General features: G+C 41.8%; 12 protein-coding genes. 5 read left to right on the forward strand and 7 right to left on the reverse strand.

The window, feature by feature from the left end; translation table 11 throughout:
- Positions 1–142: 142 nt before the first annotated feature.
- Complete coding sequence (locus tag FNW02_RS03520; RefSeq protein WP_191756202.1) at positions 143–1525, forward strand: aldehyde dehydrogenase; 1383 nt, start codon at positions 143–145, stop codon at positions 1523–1525.
- Positions 1526–1587: 62 nt separating this feature from the next.
- On the opposite strand, the gene FNW02_RS03525 is transcribed toward FNW02_RS03520, so the two are convergent.
- The 3 genes from FNW02_RS03525 to FNW02_RS03535 form a co-directional block, all read right to left on the reverse strand.
- Positions 1588–2193, reverse strand: a complete 606-nt coding sequence (locus FNW02_RS03525; protein ID WP_191756203.1) for a sulfite oxidase-like oxidoreductase — start codon at positions 2191–2193, stop codon at positions 1588–1590.
- Positions 2194–2354: 161 nt separating this feature from the next.
- Positions 2355–2528, reverse strand: coding sequence for a 50S ribosomal protein L32 (rpmF, locus tag FNW02_RS03530; protein ID WP_012407602.1), 174 nt, complete (start codon positions 2526–2528; stop codon positions 2355–2357).
- A 217-nt stretch (positions 2529–2745) separates the two neighbouring features.
- Entirely contained in the window at positions 2746–3333 is a 588-nt protein-coding gene (locus tag FNW02_RS03535) for a hypothetical protein (RefSeq protein ID WP_225225395.1), read from the reverse strand.
- A 199-nt stretch (positions 3334–3532) separates the two neighbouring features.
- Between FNW02_RS03535 and FNW02_RS03540 the strand changes: the two genes are divergently transcribed.
- Complete coding sequence (locus FNW02_RS03540) at positions 3533–5476, forward strand: caspase family protein (RefSeq protein ID WP_191756204.1); 1944 nt, start codon at positions 3533–3535, stop codon at positions 5474–5476.
- An 88-nt stretch (positions 5477–5564) separates the two neighbouring features.
- Here the strand turns inward: FNW02_RS03540 and FNW02_RS03545 are convergent, their stop codons facing one another.
- Positions 5565–5942: a Mo-dependent nitrogenase C-terminal domain-containing protein gene (locus FNW02_RS03545; protein WP_191756205.1), complete on the reverse strand. Its 378-nt coding sequence runs from the start codon at positions 5940–5942 to the stop codon at positions 5565–5567.
- A gap of 500 nt (positions 5943–6442) precedes the next feature.
- Between FNW02_RS03545 and FNW02_RS03550 the strand changes: the two genes are divergently transcribed.
- Positions 6443–7639, forward strand: coding sequence for an SLC13 family permease (locus FNW02_RS03550; protein ID WP_191756280.1), 1197 nt, complete (start codon positions 6443–6445; stop codon positions 7637–7639).
- A 254-nt stretch (positions 7640–7893) separates the two neighbouring features.
- Here the strand turns inward: FNW02_RS03550 and FNW02_RS03555 are convergent, their stop codons facing one another.
- The 3 genes from FNW02_RS03555 to FNW02_RS03565 form a co-directional block, all read right to left on the reverse strand.
- Complete coding sequence (locus tag FNW02_RS03555) at positions 7894–9663, reverse strand: ribonuclease J (protein ID WP_191756206.1); 1770 nt, start codon at positions 9661–9663, stop codon at positions 7894–7896.
- 280 nt (positions 9664–9943) lie between these two features.
- Positions 9944–10831: a 4-hydroxy-tetrahydrodipicolinate synthase gene (gene dapA / locus FNW02_RS03560; protein ID WP_191756207.1), complete on the reverse strand. Its 888-nt coding sequence runs from the start codon at positions 10829–10831 to the stop codon at positions 9944–9946.
- 132 nt (positions 10832–10963) lie between these two features.
- Positions 10964–12007, reverse strand: a complete 1044-nt coding sequence (locus tag FNW02_RS03565; RefSeq protein WP_191756208.1) for an aspartate-semialdehyde dehydrogenase — start codon at positions 12005–12007, stop codon at positions 10964–10966.
- A 1027-nt stretch (positions 12008–13034) separates the two neighbouring features.
- Here FNW02_RS03565 and tig point away from each other — a divergent pair.
- Entirely contained in the window at positions 13035–14471 is a 1437-nt protein-coding gene (gene tig / locus FNW02_RS03570) for a trigger factor (protein WP_191756209.1), read from the forward strand.
- A 339-nt stretch (positions 14472–14810) separates the two neighbouring features.
- Positions 14811–15509 carry an ATP-dependent Clp endopeptidase proteolytic subunit ClpP gene (clpP, locus tag FNW02_RS03575; RefSeq protein ID WP_191756210.1) on the forward strand — a complete coding sequence of 233 codons (699 nt, stop codon included), beginning with the start codon at positions 14811–14813 and terminating at the stop codon, positions 15507–15509.
- Positions 15510–15518 lie beyond the last annotated feature (9 nt).

A 15518-nucleotide genomic window follows, 5' to 3' on the forward strand; every position in this document is an offset into this window, starting at 1 on the left:
TTATTAAATTTTTAAAATTAAAAGTTTATAACTTTTTAATAGGTAAAGTTTAATTTTTAAAATAACTATTGTATATATGTTTTTTGATAAACTAAAAATAATTATTTATATATATTAATACTTGTATTAATTTCACAAAAAAATGATTAATACTGAATTATCAAACATTACTGAGATTCTTCTTAATCAGCGTAAGTTTTTTCAAACTGGCAAAACTAAAGATGTTGATTTTCGTATTGAACAACTTAAAACTCTCAAGCAAGCAATTCTTGAGCATGAACAAGCAATAATTCAGGCATTACAAGCGGATTTACGTAAGCCAGAATTTGAGATTTACATAACAGAACTTAGCATAATCAAGGAAGTGGATTATGCCATAAAACATCTCAAAACTTGGATCAAACCCAAAAAAGTAGCAGTTTCCTGGGAGTTTTTTTCCTACTCAGCCCGAATTCATTCAGAACCGTTGGGGGTTGTTTTAATTATCGGCCCTTGGAATTATCCATTCAATTTAATTATTTCACCGTTAGTTGGTGCGATCGCCGCAGGAAATTGTACAGTTATCAAACCTTCAGAACTTGCCCCGCATACTTCTCATATCCTTGCTGAGATTCTTGCTAAATATTTTGACCTAGATTATATTGCAGTGCTAGAAGGAGGCGTAGAAACCAGTCAAAAACTACTAATAGAAAAGTTTGACCATATCTTTTTTACTGGTGGTACAGCCGTGGGTAAAGTCGTCATGGCAGCAGCGGCAAAACACCTCACACCAGTTACTTTAGAATTAGGCGGTAAAAGTCCTTGTATTGTAGATACTAATATTAATCTTGAACATACCATTAGACGAATTACTTGGGGGAAGTTTCTGAATGCTGGACAAACTTGTATCGCACCCGACTATCTTTTAGTTGACAAGAAAATCAAAAAAGATTTAGTAGATGGGCTGCAAAAATGTTTAAAAGAATTTTATGGCGGCCAGCCAGACAAAAGTCCTGATTATGCCAGAATTATCAACCAAAAACACTTTGATAGGTTAGTTAACTTCCTTAAAGATGGTGAAATTATCATCGGTGGAGAAACTAAATCTTCAGAGCGTTATATTGCCCCCACATTAATTGATAATGTCTCTTTAGTAGATCCTATAATGCAGGAAGAAATTTTTGGCCCTCTGCTACCCATAATTGAATATACTAATATCGCTGAAGCGATCGCTTGGATTAACTCTCAACCAAAGCCCTTAGCTTTATACTTATTTTCTCAAAATAAAAACCTGCAAAAGCGCGTTTTGCAGGAAACTTCATCTGGTGGAGTCTGTATCAACGACACACTTATGCAGTTTGGTATTTCATCTTTACCGTTTGGTGGTGTGGGAGATAGTGGTATTGGCAACTATCACGGTAAAACTAGTTTCGATATTTTTTCCCATGACAAAAGTGTATTACAAAACTCCTTGTGGCTGGATTTAAAATGGCGGTACGCTCCCTATAAAGGTAAATTACCTCTAATAAAGAAACTTCTGGGTTAAAAATTAAAAATCAAGAGTTATGAGTCAGGAGTTAAAAATTCTTAATTCCTGACTCCTAACTATTAAAACCCAAAGGCGCTACTGTAACGCTCCTCTGTCCAGGGTTCGCCACGGCGATGGTAGCCATTACGCTCCCAAAAGCCAAGTTCTTCGCGGCCTAAAAACTCCAAACCATTGATCCACTTAGCGCTTTTCCAAGCGTAGAGATGGGGAACAACTAACCGCATTGGGCCACCATGTTCCGCTGGTAACGGCTCACCAAAGACTTTAAGGGCAAAAAAGTTTTCTTCGCGCAAAAAATCTTCCATTGAAATGTTGGTGGTGTAACCGCCATAGCAGTGTTCCATAATATGCGCTGATTTTGGATCTACTTCAATTAGACTCATAAAGTCTGTCACTTTAATGCCAGTCCATTTGACATCCAATTTAGACCAACGCGTTACACAGTGGAAATCTGCCGTGAAATCATGCTGAGGTAGTGCTATGAAGTCTGACCAAGTGAAAGTGACAGGTTTTGCTAAACCCCAAACGCGAAATTCCCATTCCTCGGTGCTAACTCGAGGGGTTGCACCATAAGTTAATACGGGGAATCCTTTGGCCAGGTGTTGGCCTGGAGGGACGCGTTCGCTTTCTTCCTTTTCTGGTTTTTGAAAAAATTTTCCTAGCATAGTCGTAGAAAAATAAGTTTTCTCAAGATATTTACAAGCTTTTTTGCAGATTAGCTAAAAGCTAGGAGAACCAGATATTTTACTTGTTATTTATCACTCCCAGAGGATTAAGCCGCTGGGATTTTATCAAAGGCAAGCTAATTCCAAACTCACGCGAGTTTTTATGATTCTTCTTCCTCTTCTTCAGCTGTTGGATAAACAAATGTAGAACGTCCAGTTAAAATCGACTTGCCTAGAGAGAGAGCTTTCTGAGCTTCAACAACAGCTTTGTGCCTCCAGGTAGCTCGGCGTTTATCTCGTTTAGACTTGGACGTTTTCTTCTTAGGGACAGCCATATTAGCGGAGATCGCAATTCTTGACAACCTTTTTATTCTAAGCGATCTACTGACCAAAGAAAGTATGAAGAATTAAACAGGCAGTCTAGAACGTAGCATTTGGAATATATAGGACTCCTATTTGATTTTTGAAATACACGTCTGGTAGGCTTTGCCACCATACATCACTTAAAATTCACATATCATTTAAGATTCCTATAGTGTTTTATCTTCTTGATTAGCGTTTATCTAGCGCCCCATTTGGAGGCGCTTCCATCATCGGTATCTTATCGGTAGCTTCCTCTGTTGTTGCAGGCTTGGTGGGTTGAGGTACTGCGGGGCTACTAACAGTAGCGGCTGGAACTGAATTAGAGGTTGTTTGATTTTCAAAGAACAGTAGCGATCGCGCAGTTTTGAAGTAAGTTGCCCAGCGTTGAGCATCTGGACGCGATCGCCATTGTGGACGGCTAACTTCTAATGTCAGGACTGGTGCGATCGCTCCATAACTTTGTACGGATATGATGATTGAAACATCTGTCACCAAGATATCTTGATCAAAGCTCCGCTGAGCAGCTGCTCTAGCAGCCGCTTCTGCCCTTCGCAGAATGGTTTCGTAGTTTTCTTCTGGTAGGCGGTCAATAGCCAGGTCAACTCTAGCGGTGTAAGCTCGCACAATCTGAGGTGCGATCGCTTCGGTCAAAAGCCATGTAGGAACTGTAGATATGAGCAAAACTACTAAAGGAACTATCCGGATTCTTGTGGCAATTTGGCTAATAACTGAGAAGGGGATGATCGATGATGGTAGGTGAGCATAATTTTTGCTCATAACCTTGTAACTCCTTATTGATGATCTGTAATGGTAATTCGGTGGAAGTATTTTTCGCCATTATAAGGTAACAAAAATTACATTTTATCTAAAAATTTGATCCGAGTCACCTAGACTAAAAAATATAAGTTAGCTTTGCCCCAACAACAAAGTTAATTGCAATTTTAAGACCAGCAAACAATAACTGACAAAGAGCGGGATGGCAAATTACTGGGCGATCGCTATTGGCATCAATCAATATCAGTTATTTCAACCTTTGAGTTATGCCCAAGCCGATGCTGAGGCACTAAAGGATTTTTTGGTGACAGAAGCAGGTTTTACCAGCGAACACTGCTTACTGATGACAGATACTTCGCCACCGAGAGGAAATAGATCAACCCATCCAACTAAAGAAAATATTTTGCTTTTGCTTGAAGATTTAGCCGCGACAAGTTTTCAGCCGCAAGACTATCTGTGGTTATTCTTTAGCGGTTATGGGGTCAATTACAACGGCAAAGATTACTTAATACCAATAGAAGGAAACCCCGAACTGGTTCTAGAGACTGGCATAGAAGTGCGATCGCTAATGCAAAGTCTGAAACTTGCTGACTTAAATGCATTACTACTATTCGATATCAACCGCGCTTTTGGTACTCAAGCGGATGCTCCCGTTGGCGAAGAAATCATAGAACTAGCCCAAGAACTACAAATTGCCACAATTCTTTCTTGCCAGCCAGAACAATTCTCACACGAAAATAGCGACCTAGGTCATGGATTCTTTACAGCGGCGTTGTTAGAAGCTTTGCGTTCTGGGAATGGCAACAGCTTAGCTGATTTAGAAAGCTACCTGAACTTGATCACGCCCCAATTATGTCAACATCACTGGCGTCCCATCCAAAATCCTGCCACTATCATCCCATCAAGGCAGCAAATAATCTTGCCGCAATTAGCAGTAGAAAGCAACCTGGAAGCAGATCCGATTATTTATCCAGAAGAATCCTTTGCTGTTGCTCGTGCAGCTCCCCCACTTGATGACAATCCTTCTAGAACTTCAGCAGATCAAGGTAAGTGGGGAGAAGACACAACAGTACAAACTACTGTGAGTCAATCCTCCCAACAAAAAGCAGGAGACGAAGAAGTAGTTATATCAGCTTCCGAGCCAGTAGGCACTCTTCCAGATACAAATCCGATGCAGGAAACTTCCTTAGAAGTGATTCCTTCACACCAGTTATCTCAACAAGATAAACCCATTCACGATGCTGGCTCCTCTTCTCAAGCCTATGTCTCCCGATTGCCAGCGAATCAGGCAGATATCTCCTTGTGGAAACAGTTTATGTTGTGGGGTGGAGGCAGCATGGTAGTAGCAGGTTTAATCGCAGTCCTTTTTCTCCGCAATCAAGCAACTTTTAGAATTAAGCAAATATCAAGGGAATCACCCACTGCTGCTAGTGATCCTACGTTCCAGGATTCACCAGATGGTCGCTCCATCAATGAAATTAATCCCTCATCAGGTCAATCAAAAACTCGCCCCAGAACACAAATAGCTTCTAGCTCCCAGTCAAAACGGAATCAAGCAGTATTAGACTTAGGGAAAATGTCGCTCCGGCCAACTCAAGCTAGCGATCTGAGCTTGGCGATCGCCACAGCCCGGAAAATTCAACCCGGTGAACCGCTTTACGAACAAGCTCAGGAGAATATAAAGATTTGGAGCCGGATGATTTTAGATTTAGCCGAGAGTCGTGCTAGACAAAGGCGATATGGTAATGCCATTGCGACCGCGCAGTTAATCACCAAAGACGAAGCCCTTTATGCCAAAGCACAAGCAGCAATTAACCAGTGGCGGATAGAAGGCAAGCAGTATGTGAGCAATAAAACTCTTTTAGACGCAGCGAATGCTTTGATTAAGCCCGGACAGGCATCTACTTACAATCGTGCTATCGAAGTTGCCAAGAGAATACCATCAGGTCAGCCAGGCTTTGATACTGCTCAAAAATTGATCAATAAATGGAGTGAAAAAATTTTAGATTTAGCTAAAAGTCGTGCTGCTCAAGGAGAACTCAATGCGGCAATTAAAACTGCTGCTCTAGTCCCAGAAGTAACGGCCGCTTATGAAGATGCTCAAGATGCTATCCAAAAATGGCAGGACAGGAGAATTAGAAATTAAAAATGGTCGAAAAGTTCAAAGTCCAGAGTCAAAAGCAACTGCCATTGACCCTGGACTATTAATGATTGAACTATTGACTGACTCTGTGTTAACAGTACTGCGACACATCCTCACCACATTCATCGGCTAGATAGCACATCGCTCGGAAACGTAAGCCAACGACTTCATCATATAAGGGGTTAAGCTTACACATTGGCGGAATGTGAAACAAGGTTTTCCCGAATAATTTGACATCGCGCTCAAAGGGGCACTGAGATGGAATCAGTTTGCACAAACGGTGAGCTAATTGGCGATCGCGAACTTGAATGCTGTCTACTCGCTGCCTTAAAGGTTGGAGAATATTATAGTAAGACTTGGAAGTAGAACGGTGCAACTGGGTTACATGAGCATCACTAGCCTCTGCTTGACTGATCAATACCCAGCTTGCCAAAAAAATCTTTTTTGTGGTATTATTAAATACCTTCATGGTTAGTCCTCTGTGTTATTGAGGGTATTCATCTTTCCGATGAATATATACAAAGTGGCAACGACCTTTCCCGGAAGAATCGTGTTCTGACTGACGATACAATATAGTGTTTGAGTAGCCACTTAAGTCAGAACCTAATTTATTACTACATCAAGTTAATCGCAAATTTTGCGGAGTGGTAGTGTAGTACCACTGATCTTGTTCATATCTTGACACAGTTTAAATTTTAATAAAGACATCTGCCATTGGACAGGTTCTATTGTAACATTTACAAAATTTAATCTAATTAATTCCTGTAATTAATTTTGGTAAGTATAAATATTAGCGATGGAAATAATTTTGCTGGTGGCTGAATGCTTCACAAGCACAGAGAAGTTTAAGCATAGGCTTTTGAGAAGCCCAATCATCAGCTTCCAGCACTCGCAACTACAGAAGGATGTTAGACCTTCAGGGGTAGTTTGCCGCAAGAAATCTCTGCCCCTAATGGTTCGGTAATAGAAGTGATTATTCTGCAATTTGCAACTTATAGCGTATTAGGGCTGACTTACCTAGGATTAGCATTGGGTTACATTCCGGGTTTACGCATGAACCGCGCCACCATTGCTTTGGTCGGGTCTGCCTTTTTAATTGCTTTAGGTGCTCTGAATTTGCAGGAGGCTTGGCAGGCAATTGATGCCAATACCATTGTATTTCTACTGAGTATGATGGTAGTCAATGCCAACCTATCTTTTGCAGGATTTTTTCGGCGATCGCTGTCAGTGATATTGAGTGTGACTCGCAGCCCGCTAGGCTTATTGATTGCCTTAACTTTTGGTAGTGGTATCCTCTCCGCTTTTTTTCTCAATGACACCCTGGCGCTAATTTTTACACCCTTGACCTTGAGCTTGACTGAAGCTTTGGGTTTAAATCCGATTCCTTACTTACTTGCGATCGCCGGTGCAACTAACATCGGCTCAGTAGCAACCTTGAGCGGTAATCCCCAAAACATCCTAATTGGCTCCTTTTCCGGCATCTCCTATCTAGATTTTCTGCGGGCGTTGGCTCCCGTTGCCCTAACTGGCTTGGTAATTCAAATAGGACTACTGTGGCTACTTTACCCAGATGTTCGCTCTACCCAGCCTCGCCAACAGATACCCATTAGCAAAGAACGCATCTTCAAACCCTTATTTAATAAAAGTTTACTGATCACCACCGGGTTACTAATTGCATTTACTGTTGGTTTACCCTTAGCTGAGTCTGCCTTAGTAGCTGCTAGCTTATTGCTAATCACTCGACGGATAAAACCCCACCGCATTTTGAAAAAGGTGGATTGGAACTTGCTAGTGATGTTTTCTGGACTGTTTATCCTGACTAGAGCTACACAGAAGTTGAATTTGCTACAGCCATTTACCCACGCGGTTAACTCAGCTGCGAGTTTATTGGGTGTAACTGTTATGCTGTCCAACTTGATTTCTAATGTTCCGGCTGTACTCTTACTTCAACCCCTAATTTCTCAAAATGATACCAAGTCTTGGCTATTACTAGCAGCCGGCTCAACTTTAGCAGGCAATCTCACCTTATTTGGTGCAGTCGCTAACCTGATCACTGTAGAAGCTGCTGCTGAGCTTGGTTACAAGCTGACTTTTTGGGAGCATTTGCGTTTTGGAGCGCCGTTAACAGTATGTACTCTGTTTCTAGTTTACTTGTTGGTTAACTGAATGTGCGTGCGTGAACTAAAAGTTGAATAAAAACAACAAACCTACGCTGAAAACAACTGCGGCGCCATCAGGGTTAGTTCTCCAAAAGTTTGAGAAACAATTATTAAGGCAAATGGTTTTTCTCTAAATTTCCCACCAAAGCGCAAAGACGCTCAGAAGAATTCTGCGTCTCTGTCTTGGAAAGTTCTGTTCGGAGGAAACCTCCGCTCAGACTTTCCGCTGCGCCTCTGCGTGAGATTTTTATCTTGAATTCCCTACGATGCTACCTGAGCAGCAGTACGAGTCCGGCGTCTTCTGCCGTCAGCGACTTTCACAGGCGGCTCATCAGGAATTTGCATTAACAAAGTTACAGATGGTTGACATTGCAATTCTCGACGGATAGAACGTTGCAATTCCCGCTCTAAAGTTCCTTGCAATCCACCCCAGTCTATATCTGCTGCTTCACTTTCGGGGGCAGCAAATTCTGACCAGCGCACAGTCAGGATTTCTTCAATTCGCTGTTGCACCCATTTTTGCACAAGCGATCGCTCCATACTTGTCACGACACCGCGCAGATGAATTTCTGGCTTGGCCATGAGTTTGCCATTCCAATCAATAGCAGCGGCAATGGTAACAATACCTTCCTCTGCCATGCGTTGCCGTTCTTGCAGTACCTTGGCGCTCACCATTCCAGAACTGGTAGTATCCACAAGTTCTATACCAGATGGCACTTTACCCCCAACCCGCAGAGAATCTTCGGTAAGTTCCACCACATCGCCATTCTGGATAATTATCATGTTTTCTGCGGGAATGCCCATACTCTGAGCCGTTTCCGAGTGCTTTACCAGCATCCGATGTTCGCCGTGAACTGGCACGAAAAACTTGGGTCGAGTTAAGGCAATCATTAACTTTTGGTCTTCCTGACAGCCATGACCAGAGACGTGAATCCCTTTATCCCGACCATAGACTACTTTTGCCCCTTGAATCATCAATTTATCGATGGTGTTGACTACAGCGATTGTGTTTCCCGGAATCGGGTTTGCAGAGAATACTACTGTGTCTCCTGGGCGAATTTTAATGTGGGGGTGTTCTTTGTTAGCAATACGGGTCATAGCTGACATTGGCTCACCTTGAGAACCTGTAGTGAGAATCAGCACTCTTTCATCAGGCATGTTACGGACTGCGTGCAATGGTTGCAGCAGGTTATCTTCACACTTGATGTAACCTAGATTGCGGGCATGAGCAATCAAATTCAGCATCGAACGCCCTACAACTGACACTACACGATTTTGCTTCTTCGCCAGATCCAAAATCATGTTGATGCGATGCACTGAGGAAGCAAAGGTCGTGACAAACAGTCGCCCAGTGGCTTGACTGAATACCCGGTCAAGATTGGGATAAACTGAACGTTCTGAAGGGGTGAATCCTGGTACTTCTGAATTTGTTGAATCACTTAAGAGCGCCAAAACGCCTTTTTCACCGTGTTCTGCTAGGCGTTGCAAGTCAAACTTTTCACCATCCACTGGGGTGTGGTCGATTTTAAAATCTCCTGTGTGGATAACGACACCAAGAGGTGTATGGATGGCAACAGTGAAGCTATCAGCGATGGAGTGAGTGTTGCGGATATATTCTACTAAAAAGTTTTTGCCAATCCGCACTACATCACGTGGTAAAACTTTTCTTAACTCCGTGCGATCGCGCACTCCTGCTTCTTCCAATTTACCCTCTAGCATTGCCATTGCTAGTCTTGGGCCATAAATCACAGGTATGTCAAATTGCTTCAGGTGAAAAGCAATTCCACCGATATGGTCTTCATGACCGTGGGTGACAATCATCCCTTTAATTTTGTGACGATTTTCCCGTAAATATGTCGTATCTGGCAGAACAATATTTACCCCATGCATTGCTTCTGTAGGAAATGCCAATCCTGCATCTAACAGGATAATTTCATCGTCATACTCGAAAACACAGGTATTTTTTCCAATTTCATGCAAACCACCCAAAGGAATAATTTTTAGGGCGGAGTTAGCTTCGTTTTTAGCCATTTTCTCCTTAGATTTTTGTTTGTTGTTAATCAGTTGATAGTTAGCGATCTTGTATTAAAGACAATTTAAGCTGTCTATTAAGTCAGTCTAAAAGCAACCAAATTTTAATTGTTAGATGTTCAATTTTTTGTTCAATAAAATTGACTGTACAGTGAAGGATTCATAGTATATCTATCAGTCCTAACACAGGTATTTCGATTGCAACCTGTTAACAATTATGACCGTTGTTTATATCTGTCTTTGGCAACTAGCAAATTGCCAGCACTCAATAAGCTGGTGCTTAGATTAAACTCAGTTCTTTAAGAACCACCTCTAACTTTTGACTGACTTCTGAATCCGCTTCTTCGCATAACGGCAGACGAGTTGAACCAACCTCCCAACCTCGAAGTTTCAGTGCTTTTTTAACCGGAATGGGATTTGAAGTTAAAAATAAAGCTTTAAACAACGGGAATAGTTGAAGATGAATTTCAGTGGCAACTTCAATTTTACCCGTACTAAAAGCTTGGATCATCTGCTGTAGTTGGTTTCCTACCAGATGAGAAGCCACACTTACAACACCCTTTGCCCCGATTGCTAACAAGGGCAAGGTCATGTAATCATCACCAGAGTATATCTGGAACTCTTTTGGTGTCAAGCGGCGAATTTCGCTTGCCTGATCTATGTTACCAGTGGATTCTTTAATCCCGACAATATTGTTGACCTGAGCTAACCGGGCAACTGTTTCTGGCTGAAGGTTTTGTCCGGTACGACCAGGGATATTGTATAACAACAACGGTAGGTCGGGACAGGCTTGTGCTATCGCCTGAAAGTGCGCTTCTAGTCCTGCTTGCGGCGGTTTGTTGTAATAAGGAACAACTTGTAACGAACCATGGACTCCTATTTTAGCTGCTTTTTGGGTTGCTGCGATCGCTTCTTTGGTGGAATTGGAGCCACACCCTGCTATAACCTTGGCTTTTCCTGCCACAGACTGCAATACCTCGACAAACAACTGGTATTCCTCGTCCCAACTCAGGGTAGGAGATTCCCCTGTTGTACCGCACACCACCAATGTATCTGTACCGTTGCTTACTAGATGCGCTGCCAATTCTGCCGCTACATCATAGTTGACACTACCGTCTGCTTTAAACGGTGTAATCATAGCGGTTAAAACGCTGCCAAAATCTCCCACCCTCTTTTCACTCCTAAATTACCCTCTTTGTTTTTGTATCTTGGTGGATTTATATTGTAATAACCTATCTGCAAATTGCTTTCAAGCGTGATTCCCACATTTGTTCTTGAATTAATGACTAATGAGCAATAACTAGCTTGAAACGTATGCTTTATTAACTTTAAGTAGATTTTTTTCAACCAACAATTCGGCAATTTGTACTGCATTCAACGCTGCGCCTTTTCGGATTTGATCACCACACAGCCAAAGTTCTAAGCCGCATGGATGAGAAATATCTTGTCGAATTCTTCCTACTAAAACTTCATCTTTACCAGTTGCTTCAATTGGCATAGGGAAATGATTATTCTCCCAATTTTCTACCAATTTTACTCCAGGGGAGTGATTTAAAATTTTTCTAGCTTCATCTGAGCTAAAAGGACTCTCAAATTCGAGATTGATTGCTTCTGAATGAGCACGGAGTACGGGAACCCGTACACAAGTTGCGGTAATTCTGATTTTTTGAGTGCCAAAAATTTTTCGAGTTTCGTTGACCATTTTCATTTCTTCTTCACAATACCCCAAATCATTTAATGGGGAGTTATGTGGAAATAAATTAAATGCCAACGGGTAAGGTAATACCTCGGCAACTGGTGGCTGTCCTTGTAATATAGCGTTTGTTTGGGTTTTGACTTCTGCCATTGCTTTTGCACCAGCGCCACTAGCAGATTGGTAGGTAGATACTACAATGCGTTGCACTGGTTTCACTTTATGCAAGGGCCATACTGCTACTGTCATTAAAATTGTCGTGCAGTTAGGGTTGGCAATAATGCCTTGGTGATTGGCGGCAGCTAATGGATTCACCTCTGGCACTACCAATGGTACTTCTGGATTCATCCGAAAAGCACTGGAGTTATCTATTACCACTGCACCCTTTTGTGTTGCAACTGCTGTCCAAGTTTTGGATGTGGAACCACCTGCGCTAGCTAGTACTAAGTCTACATTCTCAAAGGCGCGATCGCTCACTGGCTCAACCAGTAAATTTTCTCCTTTAAACTTTAGCGTCCGTCCTGCACTCCGCTCTGACGCCAATAACTTTAAATCAGCAATAGGAAAATTACGGTGCTCCAGTAATTCCAGCAACTCTGTGCCAACAGCACCAGTTGCTCCCAAAATAGCTACACGATAAAATTTAGACAACCTGGCTTCCTCCTTTAAGAGGTTTATGTGCAATTTTTTTGAACAATTTATGATTTACGTATATCTAAATGGCAATATGCAGTCATTAAATAGATTTGAATACTTTTAATTTTTCTCTATCTAACTAATTTAATTTAATAGATTTATATAAAATAATGCATTTATTTTTTCTATAATATGAGTCTAGGTTAAGTAATGTTGCAATTTACAACAATTTTTACTCAACTTTTTCGTTAGTTCAAACTCCATATTCTACATAGTATATGACAAATTACTATTCAGTAGAAAGTAGAGATATCTGCACTTAGATGTGTCACCTCTAAAATAAACGAGTGTACTGCCTATAAAGTTGGTTATTAGGATAATAGATTTACTACTATGATTCAGAACAAAATTAACCGAGTATCTAGCTATTGAGTAAAGCAATAGCTGTAGTATTATTTTACAATGCAGTCAGACCGAATGGTACAACTGACTCAACCTTGAAGTTACGAACTGCTGGTTGAGAACTAGAATATCACGGTGTTAGCTCTCTGATAATAAGTCCTGAATTAAAAATGCCAAATTCAAGGTGAGAAAACCGTAAAACGAAGAATATTGATATACTTTTTCAACATTAATGCTCAAGACTCAGCGAAAACTCTGAGATGCGAAAGCCTCTGATAGCTGTATCACTGCCGAGATGTGCAAGCCTTTGCGCGTCTCCCTTGTGTCTAAAATACACAAAAAACCGTTATTTCTGAACAGCTGGGTAGTAAGACCCGCATCCCGATGGCTTCGCTTTCCTGCAACGGCGAACAGTAAATCGGTGACTTATTACTAATTGTTATGGCGGTAAAATGTTTAGTCCTTTGTCATTGGCAGTAAACTGGATCTCTGCCCCAAGACAAATATCTATCCTAAAGATCTGATAATGTCGTGTGGTCATCTCTCATCATAATCAAGAGACATCAAGCCAGAAAAGCGATTAATCGTGTCTTGTGTGTACTCGGAGTTTAAAATACCAGCAGAAAACTAGAGACATAGCATGAAAGTCACCCAGGAGAAACTTCCCGCCAGCCAAATTGGTTTGGAAATAGAGATTACGCCGGAAATTACCAAGCAAACTTACGAACAGGTCATTAAAAACTTAGCTAGCACTGCCAATATTCCTGGGTTTCGCAAGGGCAAAGTGCCTAGACCAATATTGCTACAACGCCTAGGCATCACTCGAATCAAGGCAGCAGCGCTAGAAGAACTAATTCAAGACGGCATCGAGCAAGCAGTTAAGCAAGAGGCTATCCAGGCAATTGGTCAGCCACAATTGCGCTCCTCGTTTGATGACTTGATTAATAATTATGAACCAGGAAAACCCTTGACCATTTCCGCTGCTGTCGATGTGGAACCAGAAATAAATCTGGTGCAGTACACCGATTTGCAAGCCACAGCAGAGGACGTCAAGTACGATCCAACTCAAGTTGAGAGTGTCTTAAACAAGGAACGTGAAGAATTGGCGACACTGATTCCTGTAGAAGGACGTGCAGCCCAATTCGGCGATATTGCCGTAGTTGATTTTAAAGGTATGCTCTCTAAAACTGAGGGCGAAGACGAAACAGTCGAACCAACACCAATTCCCGGCGGTGAAGCAACTGATTTTCAACTAGAGTTACAGGAAGATAAGTTTATTCCGGGTTTTGTCTCTGGCATGATAGGAATGAATCCTGGAGAAACTAGAGAAATTTCGGCTCAGTTCCCAGATCCTTATGTCAACGAAGAATTAGCTGGAAAAGCGGCAACTTTCACAGTGACAATCAAAGAATTAAAGGAAAAAGAGCTACCAGAATTGAATGATGACTTTGCTCAAGAAGTCAGCGATTTTGAAACTTTAGCGGAATTACGTGCTTCTCTAGAAGAGCGATATCAAAAGGAGGCTGAGGAGAAAACCAAAACAAATAAGCAGGAAGCACTGTTAGTAGAACTGCTCAAGCATGTAGAAGTTGATTTGCCAGCAACGTTGATTGAGCAGGAAGTAGATGCGATGTTGACGCAAACAGCGATTCGGCTATCTCAACAGGGATTAGATGTCAAGAAGTTGTTTACTCAAGATATTATTCCTCAATTGCGAGAGCGATCGCGTACTGAGGCAATTGAACGTCTAAAGCGCTCTCTATCCTTACGAGAAGTCAGTAAACGCGAATCAATCCAGGTGACACCAGAAGAAATTCAAGCCAGAGTTACAGAACTGCTAGAGCAGTATACAGATCAAGACATTGACACCGAAAGACTGCAATCAGTTGTAGAAAACGAACTATTAACTGAAAAAATCATTGATTGGCTACTGGCACATTCATCAGTTGAACTTGTACCTGAAGGCTCTTTGAGTGCTACAGAAGAAACGAAAGCAGAAGCAGCAGCAGAATTAGATGCCCCTAATATAGAGGAAGAAAGCAGCGAAGCGCCAACAGAAGCTACACAAGAACAATGAAAATTCCAACAGCAACGAGTCTACCAGTTCTAAGTTAAGGAATTGGTGAGGTGAGGGGAATGAGGAAGGGAGAAAAATTCCAAATTATTTTCGCTCTACAACTCAACACTTACGACTCAGGACTGATAAAGCCAGAATAATGAAGGAATCTTCAATAAATAGCTACGTTGTTACCGTCTTAGCTTAATACTGGGTTGCACGAGAAGAATTTATATGAGGCATAATGGTTAACACGTAGCTCAAATAAAAATCTCATCCGCAATAAAAGCAGCGTACGCCCTTGGTGTTAGCATCATCGCTGCTTTAAACTCTGTACCACTTATTGTCAAATGTTCTTGTATGCTTGTATCACAGTCGGGAAATTACCCAATCAGCAGTTCCAATATTACAAAAATTAACTCCCAGTTGAACAGCCCTAGCAACATCGTGCCGATGGTGGTAGAACAGTCTGGTATGGGAGAAAGGGCTTTCGACATTTACTCCCGCCTGCTGCGAGAGCGGATTATTTTTTTGGGAACCCCAATAGACGACGCCGTAGCCAATTCAATTGTGGCTCAGTTGTTGTTCCTCGACGCCGAAGACTCAGAAAAAGACATTCAACTTTATGTTAATTCTCCTGGTGGCTCGGTCTACGCAGGGATGGCAATCTATGATACAATACAGCAGATTCGTCCTGATGTTGTCACTATCTGTTTTGGATTAGCTGCGAGCATGGGGGCATTTTTGTTAACAGCAGGGACTGCGGGTAAGCGCATGTCTTTGCCCGACTCCCGCATCATGATTCATCAACCACTGGGTGGAGCTCAAGGACAAGCCATTGACATAGAAATTCAAGCCAGAGAAATTCTTTATATTAAGGCTAAGTTGAATCAGTTAATGGCTCAGCATACTGGTCAACCCTTAGAAAGAATTGAAGCAGATACTGAGCGCGACTTTTTTATGTCGGCAGAAGAGGCAAAGAACTACGGTTTGATCGATCAAGTCATTTCCAGACAAAATCTTCCCACAGCAGGGGAAAACGTCACCATTCTGAAATAAGAGGCTGGT

The sequence above is a fragment of the Komarekiella delphini-convector SJRDD-AB1 genome, from assembly GCF_014831675.1.
Classification (GTDB): domain Bacteria; phylum Cyanobacteriota; class Cyanobacteriia; order Cyanobacteriales; family Nostocaceae; genus Komarekiella.